The sequence below is a fragment of the Kineococcus rubinsiae genome, from assembly GCF_011839805.1.
Taxonomy (GTDB): Bacteria; Actinomycetota; Actinomycetes; order Actinomycetales; family Kineococcaceae; genus Kineococcus; species Kineococcus rubinsiae.
This window is the reverse complement of sequence record NZ_VWPY01000014.1, coordinates 1-26,259: the sequence shown is the minus strand read 5'-3', so window position 1 is coordinate 26,259 and position 26,259 is coordinate 1. Positions and strand designations below refer to the sequence as shown.

Below are 26,259 nucleotides of genomic sequence, written 5' to 3'. Positions count from 1 at the left end.
AGCCCCCGGAGGAACGTCGTGACCCAGGCCCTCTCGAACATCGTCGGCGGCGAGGCGGTCCCCGCGGCCGACGGCCGCACCACCGACGTCGTGGACCCCTCGAACGGCACCGTGTACGCGTCCGCGCCGCTGTCCGGGCCCGCCGACGTCGACGCCGCCTACGGGGCGGCCGCGAAGGCCTTCACCTCGTGGGGCCGCACGACGCCGGGCGAGCGGCAGAAGTTCCTGCTCGACCTGGCCGACGCGATCGAGGAGCGGTCCGAGGACTTCATCGCCGCGGAGGTCCGCAACACGGGCAAGCCGGTCGCCCTGACCCGCTCGGAGGAGCTGCCGCCGGCGGTCGACCAGCTGCGGTTCTTCGCCGGGGCGGCCCGCGTCCTCGAGGGCCGTGCGGCAGGGGAGTACCTGGCCGGGCACACCTCCTGGGTGCGCCGCGAGCCCATCGGCGTGGTCGGGCAGGTGACGCCCTGGAACTACCCGCTCATGATGGCGATCTGGAAGATCGGCCCGGCCCTGGCGGCCGGCAACACCATCGTGCTCAAGCCCTCGGACACGACGCCCGCCTCGACGGTGCTGCTCGCGCAGATCGCCAACGAGGTGCTGCCGCCCGGCGTGCTGAACGTCGTCTGCGGCGACCGCGACACGGGCCGCGCGCTCGTGGAGCACCCGACCCCGCAGCTCGTCGCCATCACGGGTTCCGTGCGGGCCGGCGTGCAGGTCGCGCAGTCGGCTGCGGCGCAGGTCAAGCGGGTCCACCTGGAGCTGGGCGGCAAGGCGCCCGTCGTCGTCTTCGACGACGCGGACGTCGAGGCCGCGGCGGCGGCGATCGCCGGCGCGGGGTACTTCAACGCGGGCCAGGACTGCACGGCCGCGACCCGCGTCCTCGCCGCGCCGGGGGTCCACGACGACTTCGTCGCGGCCCTGTCCGAGCAGGCGCGGGCCACGAAGCCGGGCCTGCCCGACGACCCCGACGCCGCCCTCGGACCGGTGAACAACGCGCGCCAGCTGGCGCACGTCTCCGGGTTCGTCGACCGGCTGCCCGACCACGCCGTCCTCGGTGCGGGCGGCGGCCGCGGCACCGCGGAGCTGGCCGACGGCTACTACTACCAGCCGACGGTGGTGTCCGGCCTGCGCCAGGACGACGAGGCGATCCAGAACGAGATCTTCGGGCCCGTCATCACGGTGCAGCGCTTCAGCGACGAGGAGGAGGCCGTGCGCTGGGCCAACGGCACCGAGTACGGCCTGGCCTCCAGCGTCTGGACGAAGGACTTCGGACGCGCGATGCGGATGTCCAGCCGCCTCGACTTCGGCTGCGTCTGGATCAACACCCACATCCCGCTCGTCGCCGAGATGCCGCACGGCGGGTTCAAGAGCTCCGGCTACGGCAAGGACCTCTCGATGTACGGCCTCGAGGACTACACGCGCATCAAGCACGTGATGGCCAACCTCGACTCCTGAGCGCCGTCCCCGACCGACCGACCGGCCGTGCCCGGGACCCGGCGCGGCCGGTCCCGTGCCCCGCCGCGGCGGGGGGTCTCAGCCGCGCAGCCCCGGGTACTCCGGCAGCGCCGGCTCGTGCCGCTGGCTCGTGATGACCGTCTTCTCCGCGAAGCGCCGCAGCGCCGGCGCGAGCGCGATGCGCATGCCCCGGTGCAGCACCCGCACCCCGCGGTCGCTGCGGGGGTGCATCAGCCCCGGGGTCCCGGGCGGCAGGCCCTGCGCGCTGTCGACGTAGCGCCGCAGCAGCCGCTCGTAGCGGGCGAAGGCCTCGCCGTGCGTCACGCCGGACTCGCTGAGGGTCCGGCCCAGCTCCCCGGCGAGGACGTGCGCGCCCACGAGCGACAGCGTCGTCCCCATGCCGGTCGGCCCCGAACCCCACGCGGCGTCCCCGACGAGCGCCACCCGCCCCGTGCTCCACCGCGACACGACGACCTGCGCCATCCGCTCGGTGTAGAACTCCTCGGGCCGCTGTGCGAAACCCTCCAGGACGCGCTGGACCCGCCAGCCGACGTCGCCGAAGCGCGCGCGCAGCACCTGCAGCTGCGCGGCGACGGGCAGGCCGTCGAACCCCACGTCGGGGGTCATGAAGTTCAGGCTCGCCCGCAGGGTGCCCAGCGGGTCGGGGCGCACGGACACGGTCCGGCGGCCCGAGGTGGTCATCCAGTACCACCAGTCGTCGTCCTGCTCCTCGCGGTCGATCGTGCCGTAGGCGATGTTCACGCCCTTGTCGACGACGCGGGTGCGGTCGGCGAACAGGTGCCGGCGCGTGCGGGAGCTGCGGCCCTCGGCGACCAGCAGCAGGTCGTAGCGCTCGCGGGCGCCGGAGGCCGTGGTCACGTCGACGCCCGTGGCGTCCTGGTCCACCGAGGTCACGGCGTCGCCGTAGCGGACTTCGACGTCCCCGTCGACCGCGTCCAGCAGGAGCGCGGACAGGTCGCCGCGGAGGATCTCGACCTCGGCGGTCGTGCCGTCGCGGCCGGCGGTGGCGGTGACCTCGGCGACCACGCGCCCGGCCTCGTCGACGAACCGCGTGCCGACCTCCCCGGTGAGCCTCGCCATCACCGCGTCCTGCAGCCCCGTGCGGCGCAGCACCTCCCGGCCGAGGCCGCGGACGTCGATGTTCTGCCCGGCGTCGCGGCGCGCGGGGGAGCGCTCCAGGACGGTGACGGCGAACCCCGCCCGGTGCAGGCCCCAGGCCAGGGTGGGTCCCGCGATGCTGCCGCCGGTGAGGAGGACGCGGGGTCGTGCCGAGGTGCTCATAGCTAGGCAAACTAGCGACTAGGTGGCCTAGTGGCAAGGCGTGGTGAGATGGGTCCGTGGAACAGCCGCACCAGCCCTTCGAGGGGCTCGACCCCGCGACCCTGGCCGTGCGCGACGTGATCGCCGGCTCCCGCGAGCTCACGGGGCGGATGGCCCAGCGCATGGGGATGACCGTCAACGACATGTCGGCCATCGGCGAGCTCGTCCAGCACGGGCCCATGGGCCCCTCCGAGCTGGCGCGGCGGCTGGGGATCCGCACGGCGTCGGCGACGCTGATGATCGACCGCCTCGAGCGGGCCGGGCACGTGCGGCGGGTGCGCGACACGGTCGACCGCCGTCGCGTCACCGTCACCGAGACCGACGCGGCGCGGCAGGCCTCCGAGGACGCCTGGGGCCCGGTGATCGGCGCGATCGACGACTACTGCGCTTCGCTGCCGGCCGGGGAGCGCGACACCGTCCTGCGGTTCTTCAGCCACCTCACCGACGTCATCACCCGCCTCGCCCCGTCCTGACCCCCGCCGTCGGGCACCGGGGCCCCGGGTACCGTGCCCGCGTGGACCTCGGACTGGACGAGCACGTGGCACTGGTGGTGGGCGGCACCGGCCTGATCGGCCGGGCCGTGGTCGCGCGGCTGCGCGCTGAGGGCGCCGTCGTGGTCGCGGCCTCGCGCCACCCCGAGGACGGCATCGCCGTGGACGGCCAGGACGCGGAGTCGGTGCGCGCGGCCGTGGAGCAGGTGCGGCGCGAGCACGGCCGCCTCGACGTGCTGGTCGTCACGGCGGCCCCGAGCGCCCGCACCCTCGACCCCGCCCGCAACGCCGACCCCGAGCAGGTGCTGAGCGCGGTCGACGCGAAGGCGATGACGTTCCTGCGCCTGGCGAACGAGGTGCTGCCGGGCATGGTGGAGGCCGGGTACGGCCGCGTCGTCGGCGTCAGCGGGCAGAACGCCTTCCTCACCGGCAACATCACGGGTTCGGTGCGCAACGCGGCGCTCATCATCACCGCGAAGAACCTCGCCGACCAGGTCGCCGGTACCGGCGTCACCGTGAACACGGTGAGCCCCGGCACGGTGACCCCGACGCCCGCGGCGGAGGTCGAGGCCGGGCGCGGCGGCGAGTCCTCCCCGGAGCAGATCGCCGACCTCGTCGCGTTCCTGGCCTCGCCCCTGGCCGGCGCGGTGTCGGGGGAGTCGATCGCGGTGGGTCACCGCGTGCGCGGCGTCGTCTCCTCCTGAGGCGGCCGGGTTCCGTCCTCCCGGGCGGCGTCAGGAGTCGAAGCCGACACCGGCGGCGTCCAGTGCGGCGAGCCACGGGCCGCGGCGGCCCTGCCGCCGGTCGGCGCGGACGAGGGCCTTCGTCGTCAGCGTGATCCCGGCCCACGCCAGGGGTTCCGGCGGGAACGGCAGCGGGGTCGAGCGCACGAGCTCCAGCTCGGTGCGCTCCGTCGCCTCCCCGCCCAGCAGGTCGAGGAGGACGTCCGCGGCGAACCGCGTCATCCCGACGCCGAGCCCCGTGAACCCCGCGACGCTCGCGACCCGCCCCTTCGCGGCTGTGCCGAAGAACGGGAAGAACCGCGTGCAGGTGTCGATCGCCCCGCCCCACGCGTGCGTGAACCGCACGCCGTCCAGCTGCGGGAACGTCTGGCCGAAGTGCGCCGCGAGCGTGCGGAACGACTCCGCGCGCTGGTCGTGGGCGGCCGACAGCGACCGCCCGTAGTGGTAGATCGCGTCGTAGCCGCCGAACAGGACCCGGTCGTCGGCCGTGAGCCGGTAGTAGTGGAACTGGTTGTTCATGTCGTCCAGGCCCTGCCGGTTCGCCCAGCCGACGGAGCGCCGCTGCTCCGCGCTCAGCGGCTCCGTCATGAGGACGTAGTCGTAGACCGGGACGGTGTGCAGGCGGTAGCGCTTCAGCAGCGACGGGAACACGTTGGTGCCCAGCGCGACGGCGGCGGCCGTGACCACGCCGCCGTCGGTGCGCAGCCGGACGCCTGCGGCGTCCGAGGACAGCCGCCGCACGGGCGTGCCCTCCACGATCCGCACGCCGAGCTCCAGGCAGGTGCGCCGCAGCTCCCACACCAGGTGCGCGGGGTTGACCAGGGCCGTGTCGTCCCGGTTCCAGACCCCCGCCAGGTAGGTCGGGGAGCGCACCTCGGCCTGCACCGCCGCGGCGTCCAGGAACCCCGCCTCCCCGCGCAGCTCCTCCACCTGGTGCGGTTCGGTCGCCAGCGTCAGCGAGCCGGTCCGCTCCCACGCGCAGTCCCAGCCGTAGCGCGCGGCCGTCGCGCCGATCCCGTCGAGGTTCTCCATCCCCAGCTCGTCGAGGCGGTCGACCTCGCGCGGCAGGTGCCGCTCGCCGTTGCTGCGGCCGTGGGTCAGGCTCGCCGAGACGAAGCCCCCGTTGCGCCCCGAGGCGGCCCAGCCCGTGCTCGCCCCCTCGACCAGCAGGACGTCGCGGCCGGGGTCGCGCTCCTTGGCCCGCAGCGCCGTCCAGAGGCCCGTGTACCCGCCGCCCACGACGGCGAGGTCGGCCCGCGCGGCACCGCGCAGCGGGGGCAGGGGAGCGGGGCGCCGGGGGTCGTCGAGCCAGGGGGAGACGGGTCGCGCGCCGGCGAGGGCGGCCTCGGCCGCGGCCGAGGGCACGGGGTGGAACGGCACGCGGGACTCCCGGTGGTCGTGGACGGTGGCGTTCCGGTCGAGTTCTACCGTGCTGCGGACGGGTCCACAAGAGCGGATCCGTCGTCCGGGGGCCTCCGAACCACGGATTCCCTTGTCCGGGGCCTCCGCGGCCCGCTAGCATCGCCGCCGTGACGATCCGCACCCCGGCTCCCGCCCTGGACGACGTCTCGAAGCGGATCGTGGAGGTCCTGCAGGAGGACGGGCGGATGTCCTACGCCGCCATCGGCAAGGCCGTCGGCCTCTCCGAGGCCGCGGTGCGCCAGCGGGTGCAGCGCCTGCTGGACGGCGGGGTCATGCAGATCGTCGCCGTCACCGATCCCCTCCAGGTCGGCTTCGCGCGCCAGGCCATGATCGGCATCCGCGCCGAGGGCGACACCCGGATCATCGCCGACCGCCTGGCCGAGGTCGCGGAGATCGACTACGTGGTCATCACGGCGGGCAGCTTCGACATCCTCGTCGAGGCGGTCTGCGAGGACGACGAGGGCCTCCTCGACGTCATCAACTCCAAGATCCGGGCGATCCCGGGTGTGGTCGGCACCGAGACCTTCGTCTACCTGAAGCTGCGCAAGCAGCTCTACAACTGGGGAACCCGATGAGCGCAGCGAACGTGACCCCCCGCGGCACCGCCCGCACGGACGCGGCCCGCGACCACCTGTGGATGCACTTCACGCGCCACTCCACGTTCTCCGAGGGCGGCGGCGAGGTCCCGATCATCACGCGGGGCGAGGGCGCCTACGTCTACGACGCCGCCGGCAAGCAGTACCTCGACGGCCTCGCCGGGCTGTTCACCGTGCAGGTGGGCCACGGCCGCACCGAGCTGGCCGAGGCGGCGTCGAAGCAGGCGCAGGAGCTCGCGTTCTTCCCGCTGTGGTCCTACGCGCACCCCACGGCGATCGACCTCGCCGAGCGGCTCGCCCACGAGGCGCCCGGCGACCTGAACCGGGTGTTCTTCACCTCCGGCGGGGGCGAGGCCGTCGAGGCCGCGTGGAAGCTCGCCAAGCAGTACTACAAGCTCGTCGGCAAGCCGATGAAGCACAAGGTCATCAGCCGGGCCATCGCCTACCACGGCACCACGGCGGGCGCGCTGTCCATCACGGGCATCCCCGAGGTCAAGGCGCCGTTCGAGCCGCTGGTGCCGGGCGGCTTCCGCGCGCCCAACACGAACATCTACCGGGCGCCCGAGCACCTGCGCGAGGACCCGAAGGCGTTCGGCCGCTGGGCGGCCGACCGGATCGGTGAGGCCATCGAGTTCGAGGGCGCCGACACCGTCGCCGCCGTCTTCGTGGAGCCCGTGCAGAACGCGGGCGGCTGCTTCCCGCCGCCCCCCGGCTACTTCGAGCGCCTGCGCGAGATCTGCGACGAGCACGACGTCCTCCTCGTCAGCGACGAGACGATCTGCGCCTTCGGCCGGATCGGGGAGCTGTTCGCCTGCGAGGACTTCGATTACGTCCCCGACATCATCACGTGCGCCAAGGGGCTGACGTCCGGGTACGCCCCGCTCGGGGCGATGATCGCCTCGGAGCGGCTGTTCGAGCCGTTCGCCCACGGGGACACGTCCTTCGCCCACGGGTACACCTTCGGCGGGCACCCGGTGTCGTGCGCCGTGGCGATGGCCAACCTCGACATCTTCGAGCGCGAGGGTCTCGTCCAGCACGTCCACGAGAACGCGCCCCTGTTCCGCGGGGCCCTCGAGCGGCTGCTGGACCTGCCGATCGTCGGCGACGTGCGCGGAGCCGGGTTCTTCTACGGCATCGAGCTCGTCAAGGACCGCCAGACGCGGGAGACGTTCAGCGGCGAGGAGGCGGAGCGGCTGCTGCGCGGGTACCTGTCGCCGGCGCTGTTCGAGGCGGGCCTGTACTGCCGCGCCGACGACCGCGGCGACCCCGTCATCCAGCTCGCGCCGCCGCTGATCATCGGTCCGAAGGAGTTCGACGAGATCGAGCAGAAGCTGCGCGGCGTCCTGAGCACCGCGTGGTCGCTGCTGTGACGGCGACCGCCGAGCGGACCACCGCGGCGCGCGGCCCCCGCTCGGTGTGGGCCGACACCCTCGACGCCGCGGAGGCGGCCGCGCCGCCGCGGACCCCGCTGGACGGTGACGAGCAGGTCGACGTCTGCATCGTCGGCGCCGGGTACACGGGGCTCTGGACCGCGTACTACCTGCTGCAGGCCGACCCCGGCCTCGACGTGCTGGTGGTGGAGGCCGAGACGGCGGGTTTCGGGGCCAGCGGCCGCAACGGCGGCTGGGTCTCGGCGCTGTTCCCGCAGAGCGCCGAGCTCATGGCGCGCGAGAGCGGCGCCGCGGCGGCGCAGGCGATGCGCCGGGCCATGCGCGAGACCGTCGACGAGGTCGGGCGGGTCGTCGAGGCGGAGGGGATCGACTGCCACTGGCGCAAGGGCGGCACGGTCGTCATCGCGCGCACCCTCGCGCAGCTGCAGCGCGCCCACGCGGAGGCGGACGCCGACGAGGCGGCCGGCGGCGCGGAGGGCGTGCGGTTCCTCGACGCCCGGCAGGCGTGCGAGAAGGTGCGGATCAGCGGCGCGCTCGGTGCGACCTTCACGCCGCACTGCGCCCGCGTGCACCCGCTGCGGCTGGCGCGCGGCCTGGCCCGCGCCGTCGAGCGCGCGGGGGGCCGCATCGTCGAGGGCACCCGCGTCACGGCCATCGCCCCCGGCGAGGTGCGCACCGAGCGGGGGACCGTGCGCTGCCGCTCCGCCGTGCGCGCGACCGAGGCCTGGACCAGCACGCTGCCGTCCTCGCGCCGCGACGTCGTGCCCGTCTACTCCCTCATGGTGGCCACGGAACCGCTGCCCGCGTCGTTCTGGGAGCGCGCGGGCCTCGCGGGCGGGGAGACGTTCTCGGACTTCCGCAACGTCATCGTCTACGGCCAGCGCACCGCCGACGACCGGCTCGCCTTCGGCGGGCGCGGGGCGCCGTACCACTTCGGGTCATCGATCCGCCCCGACCACGACGCGGAACCCCGCGTCTTCGACGCCCTGCGCGAGACGGTGCGGGAACTGTTCCCCGCGATCGGCGACGCCCGGTTCACCCACAGCTGGGGCGGGCCGCTGGGCATCGCGCGCGACTGGCACGCGAGCGTCCGCCACGACCCGCGCACCGGGCTCGCGAGCGCGGGCGGCTACGTCGGGGACGGGGTGGCCACGACCAACCTCGCGGGCCGCACGCTCGCCGACGCCGTCGCGGGCCGGCGCACCCCGCTGCTGGACCTGCCGTGGTTCGGTCACACGTCGCCGCGCTGGGAACCCGAACCCCTGCGCTGGACCGGTGTGAACGCCGGCCTCGTGCTCGCCCGCGCCGCGGACGCGGCCGAGCGCCGCCGCGGGCGGGAAACTCCGGTCGGTGGGCTCCTCGGGCGGCTGACCGGGCACTGAGCGTGCCGCGCTGACCCCGCGGCGCACGCGGAACCCGATGTTGTTTACACGATCGACGCCGGAATCCGTTGTCCAACCGCCTGTTCGTCGGTACGTTCCACCGTAGTCGAACCGTTCGACGACGGAGGGAGCCAGCCTGTGCCGCACGACGCCGCCGACCTGCTGCTGCACTCGGGCCGCGTGTTCACGGGTTCCGCCCTGCACCCCACGGCCACCGCGGTCGCGGTCTCGGCGGGCCGGGTCGTGGCCGTCGGGACCGACGACGAGGTCCGGGCCGCCGCGGGTCCCGCGGGGCCGCGCACCGAGGTCGTCGACCTCGCCGGGCGCCTGCTGCTCCCGGGTTTCACCGACGCCCACGTGCACCCCGTCATGGGGGGCGTCGAACGTCTCGGCTGCGACCTGACCGCGGTGTCCGGGCGGGCCGCGACGCTGCAGCTGCTGGCGGAGCGCGCGGCCACGACGCCCGGCGACTGGATCGTCGGGGGCGGCTGGGCGATGTCCGACTTCCCGGGCGGGACCCCCCGCCGCGAGGACCTCGACGCCGCCGTCGGCGAGCGTCCCGCCTACCTCGTCAACCGCGACCACCACGGCGCCTGGGTGAGTTCCGCCGCCCTGCGCCTGGCCGGGGTCGACGCGGGAACTCCCGACCCGCCGGACGGCCGGATCGAGCGGGACCCGGACGGCACGCCCACGGGAACCCTGCACGAGGGGGCCATGGACCTCGTCGGCCGGTTCCTGCCGCCCGTGACGGACGCGACCGTGGCGGCCGGTCTGGCCGAGGGGCAGCGCTACCTGCTGTCCCTGGGCATCACGGGCTGGCAGGACGCGATCGTGGGGGAGTACGCGGGCCACTCTGACACCACCGGGGCCTACCTGGCCGCGCAGGAGGCGGGGACCCTCACCGCCCGCGTCGTCGGGGCACTGTGGTGGCCGCGGGGTCACGCGGTCGCCGACGTGGACGATGTCGTCGCGGGTCTCGCGGCCCGCCGGGCGGCGGCGGGGACCGGGCGGTTCCGGGCCACCACCGTCAAGATCATGCTCGACGGGGTCGCGGAGAACCAGACGGCGTCGATGCTCTCGCCCTACCTCGACCGCTGCGGCTGCGCGAGCGCCGGTTCGGGGCTCTCCCACCTGGACCGCGACCTGCTGCTGGCCGCGGTGCCCGCGCTCGACGCCGCCGGCTTCGACGTCCACGTGCACGTCATCGGCGACCGGGCCGCGCGCGACGCCCTCGACGCCGTCGAGGCCGCCCGGCGCTCCCCCACCTCGCGGGGCGGGCGGCACCACCTCGCCCACCTGCAGGTCGTCCACCCCGACGACGTCCCGCGGTTCGCGGAGCTCGGGGTCGCGGCCAACGCGCAGGCGCTGTGGGCCTGCGACGACGCGCAGATGTCCGAGCTCACGACGCCGTTCCTCGGCCCCGAGCGCTCGGGGTGGCAGTACCCCTTCGGCGGGCTGCTGCGCAGCGGCGCCCGCCTGGTGATGGGTTCCGACTGGCCCGTCTCCACCCCCGACCCGTGGCAGGCCATCTCGGTCGCCGTGACCCGCCGCCCGCCCGGGGAACCCGAGGTCCCGGCGTTCCTGCCGCAGCACGTCCTGACGCTGACCGAGGCGCTGTCCGCGTACACGGCGGGGTCGGCCTGGATCAACCGCCACGACGACGCCGGGGCGGTGCGCCCGGGGTCCGTCGCCGACCTGGCGGTCTGCTCGGGGAACCCGTTCGACCTGCCGGCCGCGGAGCTGCACGAGCTGTCGGTGGACACGACGGTCGTGGGCGGCGCCGTCGTCCACGACCACCAGCACGCGACGAGCCCAGGAGGACCCCGATGACGAGCCTCGACCCGGTGACCGTGACCGCTCCGGTACCCGCGCCGTCCCTCGTCGGGGCCGGGGGTTCCGTCGCGCTGCGCGGCGTCGTGAAGCGCTTCGGCGCCGCGACGGCCGTCGCGGGCGTCGACCTCGACGTGCGGTCGGGGGAGTTCCTCTCCCTGCTGGGGCCCTCGGGCTGCGGCAAGACGACCCTGCTGCGGATGCTCGCCGGCTTCGAGGAACCCGACGAGGGGACCATCGAGATCGCGGGCCGCTCCGTCGTCGGCGTCCCCGCGCACCGGCGGCCCGTGAACACCGTCTTCCAGGCCTACGCCCTGTTCCCGCACATGAGCGTCGCCGAGAACGTCGCCTACGGCCTGCGGCAGCGCCGCACCCCGAAGGCCGACGTGCGGCGCCGGGTGGGGGAGGCGCTGGAGATGGTGCGCATGAGCGCCTTCGCCACCCGCGCCCCCGCCGCGCTCTCGGGCGGACAGCAGCAGCGCGTCGCGCTCGCCCGCGCGCTCGTGAACCGGCCGCAGGTCCTGCTGCTCGACGAGCCCCTCTCCGCGCTGGACCGCAAGCTGCGCGAGGAGATGCAGGTCGAGCTGAAGCTGCTGCAGACCTCGCTGGGGACGACGTTCGTGTTCGTCACCCACGACCAGGAGGAGGCGCTGTCGATGAGCGACCGCATCGCGGTCATGCTCGACGGCCGCGTGCAGCAGCTCGGGGCGCCCGAGGACATCTACTCCGAACCCGTCAGCGCGTTCGTCGCGGGGTTCATCGGCAAGCAGAACTTCCTGCCCGCCACCGTCGTGCAGCCCGGCGTGCTGCGCTGCGCCGACGCCACGGTGTCCAGCACCCGCGCGTGGTCGGGCCCCGCCGCCGGCGGCGACGTCCTGGCCGCGATCCGCCCCGAGGCGCTCACCGTCACGGCGGCCGAACCCCGGGGCGGTGCCAACGTCGTGCGCGGGACGCTCGCCGGGGTCGCCCACCTGGGCGACGTGGTGCAGCGGGTGGTCGTGACGGGCTCCGGGCTGGAGCTCATCGCCCGCGCGCCCCGCGGTGCGGACGCGGCCGTCCCCGCGCACGTCGGCAGCGAGGTCTGGCTCTCGTTCCCGCCCGAGCAGGTGCACGTCTTCCCCGCCTGACCCGTCTCCCTCTGACCTCGTTCCCCCCTGACGCCGTTCCCCCTGACGCCGTCCACCCCGCCACCCCAGGAGCGCCCGTGACCCGCAAGCCCCCGCCCACCGCCTCCCTGCTCGCGCCGCGGGAGACCGCGCGCCGGCTGAGCACGCGCCTCGGCCGGCGCAGCGTCCTCGGCGGCCTGGCCGCCGCGGGCTCGGCCTGGGCGCTGTCGGCCTGCGGCGACGGCGGTTCGAGCGCGTCCTCGGCGGGGGCGGAGGCGGACGGGAAGGTCGAGGACGCTCTGAACATCTACACCTGGGCCGACTACGACGCCCCGGAGGTGCTGAGCGCGTTCCAGGAGGGCGGCGGCCCGACGCTGCAGATCGACAGCTACGGCTCCAACGAGGAGATGCTCGCGAAGCTCGTCGCCGCGAAGGGCGCGAGCGGCTACGACATCGTCGTGCCGACGGGTCTGTTCATCCCGCAGATGGGCTCGAACGGGTTCCTCGCGGAGCTCGACCGCAGCAAGCTGCCGAACTTCGCCAACCTCGACCCGCAGTACCTCGGGCAGACGTGGGACCCGGACAACACCTACAGCGTCCCGAAGGACTGGGGGACGACGGGGTTCATCTACGACACGACCGTCATCGGCCGCGAGCTGACGTCCTGGGCCGACTTCCTCGACGCCGCGCAGAAGGAGGCCAGCGGGAGCGTCTCGATCCTCGAGGACCCGTGGGAGGTCACCTGCATCTACCTCGCGGCGAACGGGATCGACCCGAACACCTCCGACCCGGCGCAGCTGCAGGCCTGCGAGGACTACCTCGTCGCGAACCTCGCCCCGCACCTGAAGGGGTTCGAGTCCAACCCGGGCGGCAGCGCCATCGCGCAGTCCACGTACGCCCTCATGCAGTGCTGGAACGGGGACGCGCGGCTCGGCCTCGACGGCTCGAACGAGCCGGACAAGTGGAAGTACGTCTTCCCCACGCCGACGGCGAACATCTGGATGGACAACTGGTGCATCACGGCCGGCGCCGAGCACCCGGACGCGGCGTACGCGTTCATCGACCAGGTGCTCGAGGTGGACACCTCCGTCCAGGAGCTGCTCTACATCGGCTACAACACCGGCCTGAAGGACATCGAGGCGAAGGCCACGGCCGCGGGGCTCGACCGCGCCGAGCTCGTCTTCCCCTCCGAGGAGGTCGTGGCCCGGCTGACCGCGAGCGTCCTCAACGACGGCCACGAGACGATCGTGGCCATCCTCGGCAAGATCCGCGCCGCGGCGGGCGCCTGATGCTGCGCCGGCTGCGCGCCCCCCACGGGGCGCTGGCGCTGCCGGCGTGGGTGTTCCTGCTGGCGTTCTTCGTCGCGCCCGTCGCCCTGGTGTTCTGGTACAGCTTCGGGGAGAAGCCAGGACTGTTCGGCACGCACTCCAACGAGGTCCTGTCCTTCGCGCGCTACGGCGAGGCCGCGGACGCCACGTTCCTGGCGACGTTCTGGAACACCCTGCGCATCGCGCTGCTGGGCACGGCGATCTGCCTCGTGGTGGCGCTGCCCTTCGCCTACTGGGTCGCCGTGAAGGTGCCGACGCGCTGGCGCGGCCTGCTGATCGCCCTGGTGCTCGTGCCGTTCTGGACGAACTTCCTCGTGCGCACGCTGGGGTGGCAGATCGCCCTCAGCCCCGAGGGGTTCGTGTCCTCGGGGCTGCAGGCGCTCGGGTTGCGGGACGACCCGCTGCAGGTCCTCTACACGCGGGGCGCCGTCCAGCTCGGCGTCGTCTACAACTACCTGCCGCTCATGGTGCTGCCCTGCTACGTGGCGCTGGAGCGCACGACGGCGTCGCTGCGCGAGGCCAGCCGCGACCTCGGCGCGGGCCGCTGGCGGACCCTGACGTCGGTCACGCTGCCGCTCGCGTTCCCGGGGATCGCCGCGGGGTGCCTGCTGGTGTTCGTGCCCCTCATGGGCGACTACGTGACCGCCACCGTCCTCGGGGGCGCGAAGGGCAACATGGTCGGCCAGCTCGTCGCCAGCCAGTTCCAGACCGCGCAGAACTGGGCCCTCGGCTCCGCGATGGCCGTCCTGCTCGTGGTGTTCATCGCGGTCACCGTCCTCGTCGCGGCGGCGGTGGCGCTGCTCGTGCGCACCGCGGTGCGCCGGGGCCGGCGGGTCGACCTGCCGGCCGTGGCGTCCGCCCGGGTGCCGGCGCCCGCGGGAGGCCGCTCGTGACCGCGCTCGACGACCGTCCCGGCACGCGCCGCGCGGCGCCGGCCCCCGCCCGCCGGCGGCGCAGCACCTCCTCGGCGCTGCTGGGGATCTGGGGCGCGCTGGTCCTGGTGTTCCTGTTCCTGCCGATCGCGGTCATCGTCGTCTACTCGTTCAACACGGGCCGCCTGCTGACCTCCTGGCAGGGGTTCGGGTTCAGCAGCTACGCCGCCGGTCTGGACCGTCCCGTGATCCGCGGGGCGATCGCGACGTCGGTGAAGGCGGCCGTGGGCGCGGCCCTGCTCTCGGCGGTCATCGGTTCCCTCGCGGGGCTGGCGCTGGCCCGTCGCGGCGGGCGTTGGGCGGGGCTGCTGACGCTCCTGCTCGGCCTGACGCTGGTCACGCCGGAGATCGTGGACGCGATCTCGCTGCTGGGCTGGTTCGTGTCCCTCGACTCCGACGCCGGCCTCCCCCTGTTCGGCAACGGCCTCGTGCGCCTCGTGATCGCGCACTCGGTGCTCTCGACCGCCGTGGTCACGTTCATCGTGCGGGCGCGCGTGTCCGGGATGGACGCCTCGCTGGAGGAGGCCGCGGCGGACCTCTACGCGACGCCGTGGGCGCGGTTCCGCGACATCACGCTGCCGCTGGCGGCGCCGGGCGTCCTGGCGGGCGGGCTGATGGCGTTCACGCTGAGCCTGGACAACACCATCGTCGCGAGCTTCGTGCAGCTGCCCGGGGGAACCCCGTGGCCCGTCTACGTCCTGTCGGCGCTGCGGGCCGCGCTGCGCCCGGAGATCGCCGCGGTCTCCACGCTGATGCTGGTGCTGACCCTGGTGAGCCTCGCCGTGGTCGCCCTCGTCCTGCGGCGCTCGGGGGACTCCGCGACCGACGTCGCCCGCACCCTCACCGGCGGGGGCTGACCGGCGAGAGTCGGCCGGCACGAGTCGAGCGGCGGGAGCCGACCGGAGAGGTCGCGACGCCCGCCGTCTTGTCCCGGCGCGCTTGCAGGCGGACCATGCCTGCAGGAGCGGAACGGCGCGCTCCGGTCCCGGCCGCGAGGAGGCGGTGGCGATGCAGGCTCGAGGTCGCACGACGGTGGGTTTCTCGGGGTCGGGAGCGTCGCGGCGCGCCCTGCGCTGGGCGCTGGTGGACGGGGCCGCGACGGGGCGCAGCGTCCACGTCGTCGCGGTGGACCCGCCGCACCGCACGACGCTGCCCGCCCCCCTGCACGAGGCGCTGCCCTCGGAGGCCCTCGGGCCGGCGCTGGCGGAGGAGCTGCGCCACCTGCCCGGACGGGCCCCGGCCGTCACGACGTCGTGCGTGACCGGGACCGCCCACGTGGCGCTGCTGATGGCCGCGGCGACGAGCGACGCGCTCGTCCTCGGCGTCGGCCGGCGCGTGGGGCCGATCGGTCCCGGCACCGGTCACGTGGTGCGCGAGTGCGTGCCCCACTCGCCGGTACCGCTGGTGCTCGTGGGGCCCCAGGCCGTCGTCTCGCCCGCCCGCCGGCTGCTGCTGGTCTCCAGCGAGGACGACGCGGTGGCCGAGTGGGCGCTGCTGCGGGCCCAGGCCTCCGGGCTGCAGGTCCGGGTGCTGACCACGTGGTCGCTGAACCCGCTGCGCTACCCCGACCACGACGACGAGCGCCGCCGCCGGCACCTGCTCGCCGCGCAGCGCCACCAGCGCGCCGGTCAGGTCGTCGCGCCCGTCGCCCGGCGCTCCATCCGCGCCGACATCGCCGAGGGTCAGCTGGGCGACGTGCTGGCGCACCGCGTGACCGTCGGGGACCTCGTCGTCGTCGGCGGGGTCGACCCGCACGACGTGCCGATGCGGACCCTGCGCGCGCCGGTCGTGCTCGTCCCCGCGTCCGTGCGCACCGTCGTCCTGCCCGACGTCGTCGGCACCAGGACGCTGCAGCGCAGCTGATCCGTCCGAGGCGGCCCGTCAGGTGGCGGGCCGCAGCGACGACGCGGGCACCCAGGTGTCGATGAGGACCGGGCGCACGTGCTCGTCGAGCAGGACGTAGGCGACGCGGCCGAGCCAGCCGTCCGGTCCCCGCCGCCAGGCGAGGAGGAGGCCGGGGAAGGGCCCGGGGTCCTCCGCGGGGCCCTGGACCCAGCAGTGGCGGCCGACGCTGCGCTCGGGTTCCGCCGTGGGCCCGCGGCCCGGACCGGTGGTCTGAGGGGGACCACCGGCCCGGCGGGCCAGCGCCTGCTCCGCCTCGGCGAAGGGGGAGGGCTCGCCGCGGGCCCGGGCCGCGCGGTAGCGCTCCTCGTACGACCTGCTCCAGCGCCCGCCTGCCACCCCGCCAGGATGGCACGGACTCGAACGCGTGTTCGAGCTCCGGCCCTGCCGACCGGCCCCGCGCCCCGCCGTCGCCCCGGCATGATCTGCTGGTGCCGCGCGCACCACGGTCTGCGGACCGGGTGGTCGCGCGGGCACGACCCCGTCGACGAGCGAGGACCACATGGTGAAGGCGGCAGGGCAGGTTCGCGTCCCGGGCGGCGGCGGGACCCGGCACCCCGGCCTCCGCGACGTCGCGCGGGTCGCCGGCGTCTCGCACCAGACGGTCTCGCGGGTGCTCAACGACCTCCCGGACGTGGCGCCGGCCACGAGGTCGAAGGTGCTCGCGGCCATCGAGGAGCTCGGGTACCGGCGCAACCTCACCGCCCGCAACCTCGCGACCAACCGCTCCGGGACCCTGGGCATCGTCACCGACGGCTCGCCCCGCCTCGGACCCGCCAGCACGCTGATGGCCCTCGAGGCGGCCGCGCGGGCCAAGGGGCTGACGTGCGCCGTCGTCACCATCCGCGAGCCGTACGGCGTCTCCGTCCCCGCGGCCCTGCGGAACCTGGAGGAGATGGGCGTGCACGGCGTCGTCGTCATCGCCCCCCTGGTGGCGGCCGCCGCGCAGGTGCGGGCCTACCGGACCCGCGTCCCGCTGGTCCTCATCGCCGCCGGTGAGGTCTCCACCCCGGGCGTGCTCGTCTCGGGTGAGAACCAGGAGCTGGGTGCGCGGATGGCCACCCAGCACCTGATCCGCTCGGGGCACTCGGACATCCTCCACGTGGCGGGGTCGCAGGACTGGTTCGACGGGCGGGTCCGCCTGCGCGGCTGGGCGGCGGAGATGGACGAGGCAGGCCTGTCGAGCGAGCGGTGGTTCGAGAGCGACTGGAGCCCCGCCTACGCCTACGACCTCGGCCACACCCTCGTCGAGGAGGGGCTGCCCACGGCCATCTTCGCCGCGAGCGACCACATGGCTCTGGGCCTGCTCAGGGTCTTCGCCGAGGTCGGCGTGCGGGTGCCCGAGGACGTCAGCGTGATCGGCTACGACGACGTCGAGGGTGCGGACTTCTTCTACCCGCCGCTGAGCACCGTCCGCCAGGACTTCGCCGAGCTGGCCCGCGCCTCCCTGGACCTGCTCGACGACGCCACCAGCGCTCTGCTGCAGGAGGAACCGCCGAGGGCCCCGACCCTGGTGGTCCGCGCCTCCACCGCCGGCCCCCGGGGCTGAGGAGCGCGCCGGCAGGGGCGCGCGCGCACCCCTGGCGGCGCTCCGGCACCCCGTGCCGGGGTTCTCCGCTGTCGGCCGCGTCCACTGTGCTCGCTCGGTGGTCTCCTCGTCCAGCCTGCTCCAGCTCCTTGAATGTGATCCGTCTCACACCCCTTGACGAGGCCACTGTTACCGTTCACGGTAGGCGTCACGACGGACGGCGGCGGCGCACGGCAGCGCTGACGGACGAGGTCCGCCGCGGTGTCGCACCTCCCACGGGTGGTCGGCCACCGCGGGCGGAACGAGGACCGCGGGAGACCCCCGCAGCCGCCCGTCGACGCAGGACGCCCCGGAGCATCCGGGGCCACCGCTCGCACGGGGGCACCGGCGCCCGGCACGACACGAGGAGACGACACATGCGCAGGACGAGGACGTCCATCGCCGCCGCACTGCTGACCACGACCGCGCTCGCGCTCGGGGGCTGCACGTCCGCGAGCAGCAGCACGAGCCAGGTCGACCCCGCCGTCGCGGCCGGGGCGGACCGCGCCCTGGCGGCCGTCGCCGGAACGGTGCTCTCGAAGGGCCCGCACGGCGAGGAGCCGGCACCGGCGAGCAGCGCCGACCTCACCGACGCGGAGGTCGCGCAGGTCCGCGAACTCCACCTCAAGGCCGCGATCGTCATGCACTACGGCGGCAACGACTGGGCCAACGCGCAGATCGCCGGCCTGCGAGAGCGCTTCTCGCAGCTGGGGATCGAGGTCGTCGCCACCACCGACGCCAACTTCAAGCCGGACAAGCAGGTCTCGGACCTGGAGACCGTCATGACCAAGGACCCGGACATCATCGTCTCCATCCCCACCGACCCGGTGGCCACCGCGGCGGCCTACGAGAAGGTCGCCGCGGCCGGCGTGAAGCTCGTGTTCATGGACAACGCGCCGCAGGGGCTGGTGGCCGGCGAGGACTACGTCTCGGTCGTCTCGGCGGACAACCTGGGCAACGGGGTCATCTCCGCGCACCTCCTGGCCAAGGCCACCGGCGGCCGGGGCGAGATCGGCGTCATCCACCACGAGGCCGACTTCTTCGCCACGCAGCAGCGCTACGAGGGCTTCACCCGCACCCTGCGGGAGGACTACCCCGACATGACGGTGGTCGAGGACCAGGGCATCGCCGGTCCCGACTTCGCCGGGGACGCGCAGGGTGCAGCCAACGCGATGCTGGCCAAGCACCCCGACCTCGCGGGCATCTGGGCCGTCTGGGACGTCCCCGCCGAGGGTGTGCTGGCCGCCGCCCGCGCCTCCGGGCGCGGCGACCTGAAGGTCGCGACCCAGGACCTGGGCACCAACGTCGCCATCGCCCTCGCGCAGGACGAGCTCGTGGTCGGTCTGGGTGCGCAGGTGCCCTTCGACCAGGCGATCACCGAGGCGAACCTGGCCGCGGGGGCCTTCGTCGGCAAGCAGGCGCCGCCCTACGTGGCCCTGAGCGGGCTGCCCGTCACCCACGACAACGTCCTGCAGGCCTGGAAGCAGGTCTACCACCAGGACGCCCCCGCAGAGCTGCAGAACTCCGTCGAGAAGTGACCCGGCCCCCCACCGACGGAGACGAGAGGAGCACCGACGTGCCCGGAGCAGCGCGCGCGGACGACGGCACGGCTACGCAGGTCCGCGGCGGTGAGCCGGCCGTCCTCATGAGCGGCATCCGCAAGAGCTTCGGGGGCGTCCCGGTGCTGCGCGGCGTCGACTTCGACCTCGCCCGCGGCGAGGTCCACGCCCTCGCCGGCGGCAACGGTGCCGGCAAGTCGACCCTGATGAAGGTCCTCCAGGGCGTGCACCCCGCGGACGAGGGGACCATCGCCGTCGACGGGCGACGCGTGGAGATCAGCTCGATCCACGACGCGCGGGCCGCCGGCATCGGCATGGTCTTCCAGGAGTTCAGCCTCGTCCCGAGTCTGACGGTGGCGCAGAACATCTTCCTGGGCGCGGAACCGCTGCGCCGCAGCCGCCTCATCGACGACCGGGCTGCGGTCGCCGCCGCGGGGGCGGTCCTCGAGGAGATGGGGGTCGACGTCGATCCGCGCGCCGTCGTCGGTGACCTGAGCACCGCCTACCGGCAGCTCACCGAGATCGCCAAGGCCCTCGCGCAGGACGCCCGCGTCCTCATCATGGACGAGCCGACCGCCAGCCTGGCGCGCCAGGAGAGCGAGGCGCTGTTCGCGCTGATCCGGCGCCTGGCCGCGCGAGGGATCGCCGTCGTCTACATCTCCCACCGCATGGAGGAGGTCTACCGGATCGCCGACCGGATCACCGTCCTGCGCGACGGGACCCGGCTCCTGACCCGGCCGCTCAGCGAGATCACGCCCGAGCAGATCGTCGAGGGCATCGTCGGCAAGGCGCTGGACGGTCAGCCGGTCCACCGGCAGGTCGACGGTGCCGGGCTCGGAGCCGTCTTGCTGCAGGCCCACGCCGTGCACGCACCACCGAAGGTCCGCGACGTCTCCTTCACCCTGCACGCCGGGGAGGTCATCGGTCTGGCCGGGCTCATGGGCAGCGGACGCAGCGAACTGGCTCGAGCCCTCTTCGGCATCGACGAGGTGACGTCCGGCGAGATCAGCGTCCGCGGCCGCAGGGCCGACCTGAGCTCACCGAGGAAGGCGATCGCGGCCGGGCTCGCGCTGATCCCCGAGGACCGTCGCGAGCAGGGGCTGGTGCTGGAGCACTCCGTGGCCGACAACCTGCTGCTGCCGGTGCTCGGCGAGCTCAGGCGCGGCCCGCTGCTGCACGCCCGCCGCGCCCGCGAGCGGTCCGCCGACCTCATCCGCCGCTTCGCCGTCAAGGTCGCCGACCCCGCACGCCCGGTGAGCCTGCTGTCCGGCGGGAACCAGCAGAAGGTCGTGCTGGCGAAGTGGATGGGCACCGACCCCGACGTGCTCATCCTCGACGAGCCGACCGCGGGGATCGACATCGGCACCAAGAACGAGATCGTGACGATGATCCGCACCCTCGCCGCCGCCGGCAAGGGCGTCATCGTCATCTCCTCCGAGTACCCGGAACTCCTCGCCGTCAGCGACCGGGTGCTGATCATCCGCGACGGGACCATCGCCGGCGAGTACTCGCGTGAGCAGATCGCCGACGAGGAGTTCCTCGAACTAGCCGTCCAAGGAGCAACGTCATGAGCACCACCGCCGTCCGCAGGGCCACCGCGACGGACGCCGTGAGGCACCGCCTCGACTGGCGGCGCTACGTCATCTACATCGGCTTCGTGGTCGTCTTCGCCTTCTTCGCCGTGCTGCTGCGCGACGAGGGGTTCCTGTCGCCGAATAACCTGCTGAACATCTTCCGGCAGACGGCGACGATCACCGTCATCGCGGTCGGCATGACCTTCGTCATCGCCTGCGCGCAGATCGACCTCAGCGTGGGGTCGGTGGCCGGCCTCGCGTCGGTCTGCGCCGCCATGGCGATCGCCCAGCACGGTGTGGTGGTCGGCGTCCTCGCCGGTCTGCTGGTCGGAGCCGTCATCGGGGCCCTCAACGGAGCCCTCGTCAGCCTGCTGGGCATCCCCTCCTTCCTGGTGACCCTGGGCATGCTCGGCGTGGCCGCCGGTCTCGCGCAGTGGATCACCGCGTCGGCGCCGCAACCCATCCTCGACGACACCTTCAACCTGGTGTTCGGGGGTGGCGACGTCGGCCCGGTCCCCGGGCTGCTGGTGTGGAGCCTCCTCTTCGTCGCCGCCGGTTCGATCGTCCTGCGCAGGACGAGGTTCGGGCGTCAGGTGCTCGCCACCGGCGGCAACCGCACCGCAGCCCGGTTCACCGGGGTGAGCACCCGGCGCATCACCTTCACCGTCATGCTGCTGTCGGGTCTGGTGGCCTCCGTGGCGGGCATGCTCTACGCCGGGCGGCTCGAGTCCGGCCGCTTCCAGTGGGGCGCGGGGGACGAGCTGTCGGCCATCGCCGCGGTGATCCTCGGCGGCACGAGCCTCTTCGGTGGCGCCGGTTCCGTGGTGGGCACGCTCACGGGTGCTCTCCTCATCGGACTCATCAACAACGGCCTCATCCTGGCCGGCCTGGACTCCAGCCAGCAGCAGGTCGTGCGCGGCGTGATCATCATCCTCGCCGTCGCCCTCGCCCGGAAGAAGTGACCACACGTCCTCACTCCCCCCGACCCCCGGAGGAACTGCAGTGCGACTCGCGTACCACACCATCACCTGGGGTGGTGTCGCCGGCCACGCCAGCGGCGTCACCAGCATCAAGGACCTCTTCTACCGCGCCGGCGGTTCCATGGAGCAGGCGATCCGCGACATCGGCGCCGCCGGGTACGAGGGCGTCGAGATGTTCGACGGGAACCTGGTCGACTTCGCGGAGCGCCCCGAGGCGCTGCGGGACCTGCTCACCGGTGCGGGCGTGGAACTGGTCAGCGTCTACACCGGCGCCAACTTCGTCTACGCCGACGTCCTGCCCGACGAGCTGGCCCGGATCACCCGGGCGGCCGAACTGGCGGCGACGTTCGGGGCCGGACGCCTCGTCGTCGGTGGCGGTGGGACCCGCGCCGCGGGCGTCCTCGACAGCGACTACGACCGGCTCGGCAGCGCCCTGGACAGGGTCTGCGAGATCGCCGAGGCGCACGGCCTGGAAGCCAGCTACCACCCGCACCTGTCCACCATCGTGGAGAGCCCGGCGCAGCTCCACCGCCTGCTGCAGGTCACGCGGATCGGCCTGTGCCCGGACACCGCGCACCTGGCCGCCGGCGGTGGTGATCCCGCCGCGCTCATCGGCGCGTACCCGGAGCGGATCCGGCACGTCCACCTGAAGGACTTCCGACCCGAGCCGTTCGCGTTCCTCCCCCTGGGCGAAGGCGTCCTCGACCTGCCCGACATCCTCGCCGCCGTGCGCGAGTCGGGCTACGACAGCTGGCTCGTGGTGGAGCTGGACGACTACGACGGTGATCCGGCGCGGGCCGCGGCCATCAGCAAGGAACGTCTGGACCGGCTGCTGTCCGACCGCGCCTGAGCACCACCCCACTCCTCACGACCACTCTCACGACCCACGACTCCTTGGAGGACCACCGTGCGCACCCTCAACGTCGGCCTCATCGGCGGCGGCTTCATGGGCAAGGCCCACTCCCTGGCCTACGCGGCCATGCCCATGTTCTTCTGGCCCGCCCCGGCACTGCCCGTCCGGTCCATCATCGCCGAGTCGGACGAGGCGCTGGCGGCGCAGGCCGCCCAGCGGTTCGGGTTCGAGCGGTCGACCGGGGACTGGCGGGAGGTCGTCGAGGACCCCGACGTCGACGTCGTCGACATCGCCACCCCCAACCACCTGCACGCCGAGATCGCCATCGCCGCCGCCCGGGCGGGCAAGCACATCATCTGCGAGAAGCCGCTGGCCCGGACGACGGCCGAGGCCGCGGCCATGTGGAACGCGGTGAAGGACGCCGGGACCGTGCACATGGTGGCGTTCAACTACCGCCGCACACCGGCCGTCGCCCTGGCGAAGAAGTACATCGAGGAGGGCGCCATCGGCCGGGTCCTCAACTTCCGCGGGACCTACCTGCAGGACTGGAGCGCCCACCCGGACGCCCCGCTGTCCTGGCGCTTCCGCAAGGACATCGCCGGTTCCGGGGCGGTCGGCGACATCGGCAGCCACGTCGTCGACCTCGCGCGCCACCTCGTCGGCGAGATCGCGAGCGTGAACGCGCTGGTCTCCACGTTCGTCCCCACCCGTCCGCTGCAGTCCGGCGGCGCCGACAGCCTGGGCGGCGAGCGAGGTGGCGCAGGCCCGCGCGGTGACGTGGACGTCGACGACGAGGTCATGACGCTGCTGCGGTTCGAGGGGGGGGCCGTCGGCTCGATCGAGGCGACCCGCAACGCTTGGGGCCGCAACAACTTCCTCACCTTCGAGATCCACGGGACCGAGGGCTCGATCGTCTTCAACTACGAACGTCGCGACGAGCTGCAGGTGTGCTTCGCGGCTGACGGCGACGACCGCCGCGGCTTCCGCACGGTCTACACCGGGCCCAACACCCCCTACGGAGAGGGGCTGTGGCCGATCCCCGCGCTCGGCATCGGCTACGGCGAGACGAAGATCATCGAGGCGTACGACTTCTTCAGCGCCGTCGTCAGCGGCGGCTCGGTGAGCCCGAGCTTCAAGGACGGCTACCAGGCGGCTCTGGTGGACGAGGCGGTGCTCACCTCCGCGACCACGGGCGCGTGGACCAGCGTGCCCCGGGTCGACGGGTGAGCGAGCCGGCGTCGACGAGCACGTGCCTCGAGCCGGTCGGCCCGGGGTTCGTCCTCGTACCGGAGCTGCGGGCGCGACCCGGTCGCGCCGAGCAGGTCCTGGTGCTGCTGCGCGAACTGGCCGTGCTCAGCCGGGGGGAGCCGGGCTGCCGCCAGTACCGCGTCCACCGCGACGAGGAGGACGAGACCACCTTCGTGCTCTACGAGGAGTGGGAGGACGAGGCCGCGTGGAGGCGGCACGACACCGGTGCCCGCGTGGGCGACCTGCTGAGCGCGCTGGCACCGGACCTCCGGGAACCCGTCCACGTGCGGCGGTTGCTCCCCGTCTGACGTGGCGGCCGCCCCGGCGACCCGGTCGCCGGTCACCCAGCGGCACCCGACCCGCTAGCGTCCGGGGCGTGCCGGTCACCGTGCGGACGCAGTCCCTGGCGGCGCCGGAGGGCGTCGTCGCCCCCGTCGTCGTCCTCGCCCCCCACGCCGACGACGAGACCCTCGCGATGGGCCCCGCCGTCGAGCGGGCCGTCGCCGACGGCCTCCACGTCGTGGTGGTCCTCGTGACCGACGGCCGCGCGTCGGGGGCGCGGGCCTTCACGGGGCTGGGCGTGGCGGAGTTCTCCGCCGCCCGCGACCGGGAGTTCCTCGCGGCCTGCGCGGCCCTCGGGGTGCCCGAGGAGCAGGTGTTCCTCGCGCACTGCGTCGACGGCGCGCTGACCCCGGAGCTCGCCCGCACCGTGGTCGGGACGTGGGCCGGGCTGTTCCCGGCGGGGCGGTTCTGCACCACCACGTGGACCGACGCGCACCGCGACCACGCCGCCCTCGGTGCGGCCCTGCGCGACCTGGCGCCCGCGATCACGGGGGAGGTGCGGTTCTACGTCAAGCCCGACGAGTGGGACGCGCCCACCCCGCGCCCGGCGCTGAGCACCGAGCACGCCCCGAGGACCCGCTACCTCGCGGCGTGCGACGAGTACGCGCGCGTCGACCACGCGGCCGGCCGCTACGGGATCGGCCAGCTGTCCGTGCCCGGGCCGTTCGCGCTGCGCCGCACCAGCGACGAGAGCCGCTGGCACGGTCTCGCCTGAGCGCGGGCGCGCGTCGGCGGGCGATCCCCGCCCTGCGACCCTGGGACCCGTGAGCACCGCCACCGCACCGGACGTGGAGCTGCGGCGCGCCCGCGTCGCGGTCGGCGCCTGCTTCTTCGTCAACGCCGTCCTCTACGCCAACCTCGTGCCGCGGGTGCCCGAGGTGAAGGCGGCGCTCGACCTGAGCAACGGGGCCCTGGGCGCGGCGCTGGCCGCGGTCCCGCTCGGGTCGCTGCTCGCGGGCCTGACCTCCGCCGCGCTGATCCGGCGGTTCGGCTCGGCCCGGCTGGCCTCGTCCGGTCTCGTGCTCCTGTCCGCCGCGCTGGCCTGCGTGGCCGTCGCCCCGGGCTGGTGGGCGCTCGCCGCCGTGCTGCTGGTCTCCGGGGCGCTCGACGCGATCGTCGACGTCGCGCAGAACGCCCACGGGCTGCGCGTCCAGCGCCGCTTCGGCCGCTCGATCCTCAACGCGTTCCACGGCGTGTGGAGCCTGGGCTCGGTCACCGGCGGCCTCCTCGGCTCGGCCGCCGCGGGGCTCGGCCTGCCGCTGGGCTGGCACCTCGGCGGATCGGCCGTCGTGTTCAGCGTCGTCGCGCTCCTCGCCCACCGGTGGTTGCTGCGCGGGCGCGACCAGGACGACGGGGTCGGCCAGGCCGAGGGAGCCGGCCACGACGATGGGGACGGTGCTGCGGCCGCGGTGGTGGACGGGGGAGCGACCGGAGGCCGTCCGGCGCGCGGCTCGCGCCGCCCCGCCGTCGCGGCGCTCGCCGTCCTGGGGCTGCTGGCCGCCTGCGGGGTGTTCGTGGAGGACGCCGGGTCCTCGTGGAGCACGCTCTACCTGCGCACCGACCTCGCGGCCGGGCCGGCGGTCGCGGGCCTCGGCTACGTCGCCCTGTCCGTGGCCATGACGGTGGGACGCCTGACGGGGGACCGCGTCGTGGACCGGTTCGGGCAGCGGCGCGTCGTGCGCACCGGGGGCCTGCTCGCCGCGGTCGGCATGGGCGCGGCGCTCGCCCTGCCGTCCGTGCCGCTGACGCTGGTGGGCTTCGCCCTCGCCGGGCTCGGCGTCGCGACCCTCGTGCCGGCCGTGTTCCAGGCCGCCGACGAGGTGCCCGGGCTGCCGCACGGCCTCGGGCTCGCCGTGTCGAACTGGCTGCTGCGCCTGGGCCTGCTCGCGTCGCCGCTCATCGTCGGGGTCGTCTCCGACGCCGTCGGCCTGCGCCTCGCGCTGCTCGTCGTCGTGCTCGCGGGCCTCGGTGCGGTCGTGTTCGGCCGGACGCTGCGCGGCGCCGCCGACCGTCCCACCGCCGGCGACCCCGCGTGAGGGCCGTCCCGTGGCGCACCCTCGCCGCGGTCTACGCCCCGGCCGCCCTGTTCAGCGTCAGCCAGGGCGCGCTGCTGCCCGTCCTGCCGCTCAGCGCGCGCGAGCTCGGGGCCCCGGTCGCGACCGCCGCCCTCGTCGTCGCCCTGCTGGGCATCGGCCAGGTCGCGGGGGCGCTGCC

The 26,259-nt window shown here is 74.2% G+C and carries 24 protein-coding genes and 1 pseudogene; 22 read left to right on the top strand and 3 right to left on the bottom strand.

From position 1 onward, the window contains the following. Nucleotides 1-18 precede the first annotated feature (18 nt). Complete coding sequence (locus F1544_RS09650; protein WP_167584676.1) at nt 19-1,458, top strand: gamma-aminobutyraldehyde dehydrogenase; 1,440 nt, start codon at nt 19-21, stop codon at nt 1,456-1,458. Nucleotides 1,459-1,536: 78 nt separating this feature from the next. Here the strand turns inward: F1544_RS09650 and F1544_RS09645 are convergent, their stop codons facing one another. After that, on the bottom strand, nt 1,537-2,760 hold the full coding sequence (locus F1544_RS09645; protein ID WP_167584674.1) for an FAD-dependent monooxygenase: 1,224 nt from the start codon (nt 2,758-2,760) through the stop codon (nt 1,537-1,539). A gap of 56 nt (nt 2,761-2,816) precedes the next feature. Here F1544_RS09645 and F1544_RS24250 point away from each other — a divergent pair, with 56 nt between their 5' ends. After that, nucleotides 2,817-3,272, top strand: a complete 456-nt coding sequence (locus F1544_RS24250) for a MarR family winged helix-turn-helix transcriptional regulator (RefSeq protein ID WP_167584672.1) — start codon at nt 2,817-2,819, stop codon at nt 3,270-3,272. Between the two features lie 41 nt (nt 3,273-3,313). Further along, nucleotides 3,314-3,994 (top strand): SDR family NAD(P)-dependent oxidoreductase, encoded by a 681-nt coding sequence (locus F1544_RS09635; RefSeq protein ID WP_167584670.1) that lies wholly within the window; start codon nt 3,314-3,316, stop codon nt 3,992-3,994. A 30-nt stretch (nt 3,995-4,024) separates the two neighbouring features. On the opposite strand, the gene F1544_RS09630 is transcribed toward F1544_RS09635, so the two are convergent. Then, nucleotides 4,025-5,413, bottom strand: coding sequence for an NAD(P)/FAD-dependent oxidoreductase (locus tag F1544_RS09630; protein WP_308469979.1), 1,389 nt, complete (start codon nt 5,411-5,413; stop codon nt 4,025-4,027). 149 nt (nt 5,414-5,562) lie between these two features. Between F1544_RS09630 and F1544_RS09625 the strand changes: the two genes are divergently transcribed. The 9 genes from F1544_RS09625 to F1544_RS09585 all read left to right on the top strand — a co-directional run bounded on the left by F1544_RS09625 (nt 5,563) and on the right by F1544_RS09585 (nt 15,883). Beyond that, on the top strand, nt 5,563-6,030 hold the full coding sequence (locus F1544_RS09625; protein WP_308469978.1) for an Lrp/AsnC family transcriptional regulator: 468 nt from the start codon (nt 5,563-5,565) through the stop codon (nt 6,028-6,030). After that, on the top strand, nt 6,027-7,421 hold the full coding sequence (locus F1544_RS09620; RefSeq protein WP_167584668.1) for an aspartate aminotransferase family protein: 1,395 nt from the start codon (nt 6,027-6,029) through the stop codon (nt 7,419-7,421). Before F1544_RS09625 ends, F1544_RS09620 begins: the two co-directional genes overlap by 4 nt. Continuing rightward, nucleotides 7,406-8,824, top strand: a complete 1,419-nt coding sequence (locus F1544_RS09615; RefSeq protein WP_208971603.1) for an NAD(P)/FAD-dependent oxidoreductase — start codon at nt 7,406-7,408, stop codon at nt 8,822-8,824. Before F1544_RS09620 ends, F1544_RS09615 begins: the two co-directional genes overlap by 16 nt. 138 nt (nt 8,825-8,962) lie before the next feature. Beyond that, nucleotides 8,963-10,654 (top strand): amidohydrolase, encoded by a 1,692-nt coding sequence (locus F1544_RS09610; protein ID WP_208971602.1) that lies wholly within the window; start codon nt 8,963-8,965, stop codon nt 10,652-10,654. Then, nucleotides 10,651-11,781 (top strand): ABC transporter ATP-binding protein, encoded by a 1,131-nt coding sequence (locus tag F1544_RS09605; protein ID WP_167584666.1) that lies wholly within the window; start codon nt 10,651-10,653, stop codon nt 11,779-11,781. Before F1544_RS09610 ends, F1544_RS09605 begins: the two co-directional genes overlap by 4 nt. A 77-nt stretch (nt 11,782-11,858) precedes the next feature. Then, nucleotides 11,859-13,049, top strand: a complete 1,191-nt coding sequence (locus tag F1544_RS09600; RefSeq protein ID WP_208971601.1) for a polyamine ABC transporter substrate-binding protein — start codon at nt 11,859-11,861, stop codon at nt 13,047-13,049. Then, nucleotides 13,049-13,981: an ABC transporter permease gene (locus F1544_RS09595; protein WP_167584664.1), complete on the top strand. Its 933-nt coding sequence runs from the start codon at nt 13,049-13,051 to the stop codon at nt 13,979-13,981. Before F1544_RS09600 ends, F1544_RS09595 begins: the two co-directional genes overlap by 1 nt. Further along, nucleotides 13,978-14,877, top strand: coding sequence for an ABC transporter permease (locus tag F1544_RS24245; protein ID WP_167584662.1), 900 nt, complete (start codon nt 13,978-13,980; stop codon nt 14,875-14,877). The genes F1544_RS09595 and F1544_RS24245 overlap by 4 nt, the downstream gene beginning before the upstream one ends. A 151-nt stretch (nt 14,878-15,028) precedes the next feature. Continuing rightward, entirely contained in the window at nt 15,029-15,883 is an 855-nt protein-coding gene (locus F1544_RS09585; RefSeq protein ID WP_167584660.1) for a universal stress protein, read from the top strand. 18 nt (nt 15,884-15,901) lie between these two features. Here the strand turns inward: F1544_RS09585 and F1544_RS09580 are convergent, their stop codons facing one another. After that, a complete protein-coding gene (locus F1544_RS09580) occupies nt 15,902-16,261 on the bottom strand; it encodes a hypothetical protein (protein WP_167584658.1) in 360 nt (119 codons plus the stop codon). 166 nt (nt 16,262-16,427) lie between these two features. Between F1544_RS09580 and F1544_RS09575 the strand changes: the two genes are divergently transcribed. From F1544_RS09575 to F1544_RS09530, 10 genes and pseudogenes are all read left to right on the top strand, one after another. After that, entirely contained in the window at nt 16,428-17,471 is a 1,044-nt protein-coding gene (locus F1544_RS09575; protein WP_208971600.1) for a LacI family DNA-binding transcriptional regulator, read from the top strand. Between the two features lie 395 nt (nt 17,472-17,866). Then, on the top strand, nt 17,867-19,027 hold the full coding sequence (locus F1544_RS09570; protein WP_167584654.1) for a substrate-binding domain-containing protein: 1,161 nt from the start codon (nt 17,867-17,869) through the stop codon (nt 19,025-19,027). 107 nt (nt 19,028-19,134) lie between these two features. Next, the gene (locus F1544_RS09565; RefSeq protein ID WP_167584748.1) at nt 19,135-20,619 is read left to right on the top strand and encodes a sugar ABC transporter ATP-binding protein; all 1,485 of its coding nucleotides are present in this window, start codon (nt 19,135-19,137) and stop codon (nt 20,617-20,619) included. After that, nucleotides 20,616-21,584 (top strand): ABC transporter permease, encoded by a 969-nt coding sequence (locus tag F1544_RS09560; protein ID WP_167584652.1) that lies wholly within the window; start codon nt 20,616-20,618, stop codon nt 21,582-21,584. Before F1544_RS09565 ends, F1544_RS09560 begins: the two co-directional genes overlap by 4 nt. A 40-nt stretch (nt 21,585-21,624) precedes the next feature. Continuing rightward, entirely contained in the window at nt 21,625-22,452 is an 828-nt protein-coding gene (locus F1544_RS09555; RefSeq protein ID WP_167584650.1) for a sugar phosphate isomerase/epimerase family protein, read from the top strand. A 57-nt stretch (nt 22,453-22,509) separates the two neighbouring features. Then, nucleotides 22,510-23,682, top strand: a complete 1,173-nt coding sequence (locus F1544_RS09550) for a levoglucosan dehydrogenase (RefSeq protein WP_167584648.1) — start codon at nt 22,510-22,512, stop codon at nt 23,680-23,682. After that, nucleotides 23,679-24,011 carry a putative quinol monooxygenase gene (locus tag F1544_RS09545; protein WP_208971598.1) on the top strand — a complete coding sequence of 111 codons (333 nt, stop codon included), beginning with the start codon at nt 23,679-23,681 and terminating at the stop codon, nt 24,009-24,011. The genes F1544_RS09550 and F1544_RS09545 overlap by 4 nt, the downstream gene beginning before the upstream one ends. A gap of 68 nt (nt 24,012-24,079) precedes the next feature. Then, complete coding sequence (locus F1544_RS09540) at nt 24,080-24,760, top strand: PIG-L family deacetylase (RefSeq protein WP_167584646.1); 681 nt, start codon at nt 24,080-24,082, stop codon at nt 24,758-24,760. Between the two features lie 49 nt (nt 24,761-24,809). Then, nucleotides 24,810-26,081 carry an MFS transporter gene (locus tag F1544_RS09535; RefSeq protein ID WP_167584644.1) on the top strand — a complete coding sequence of 424 codons (1,272 nt, stop codon included), beginning with the start codon at nt 24,810-24,812 and terminating at the stop codon, nt 26,079-26,081. Further along, nucleotides 26,078-26,259, top strand: a pseudogene (locus F1544_RS09530) (MFS transporter); the annotation flags it as partial. The gene F1544_RS09535 and the pseudogene F1544_RS09530, both read left to right, overlap by 4 nt.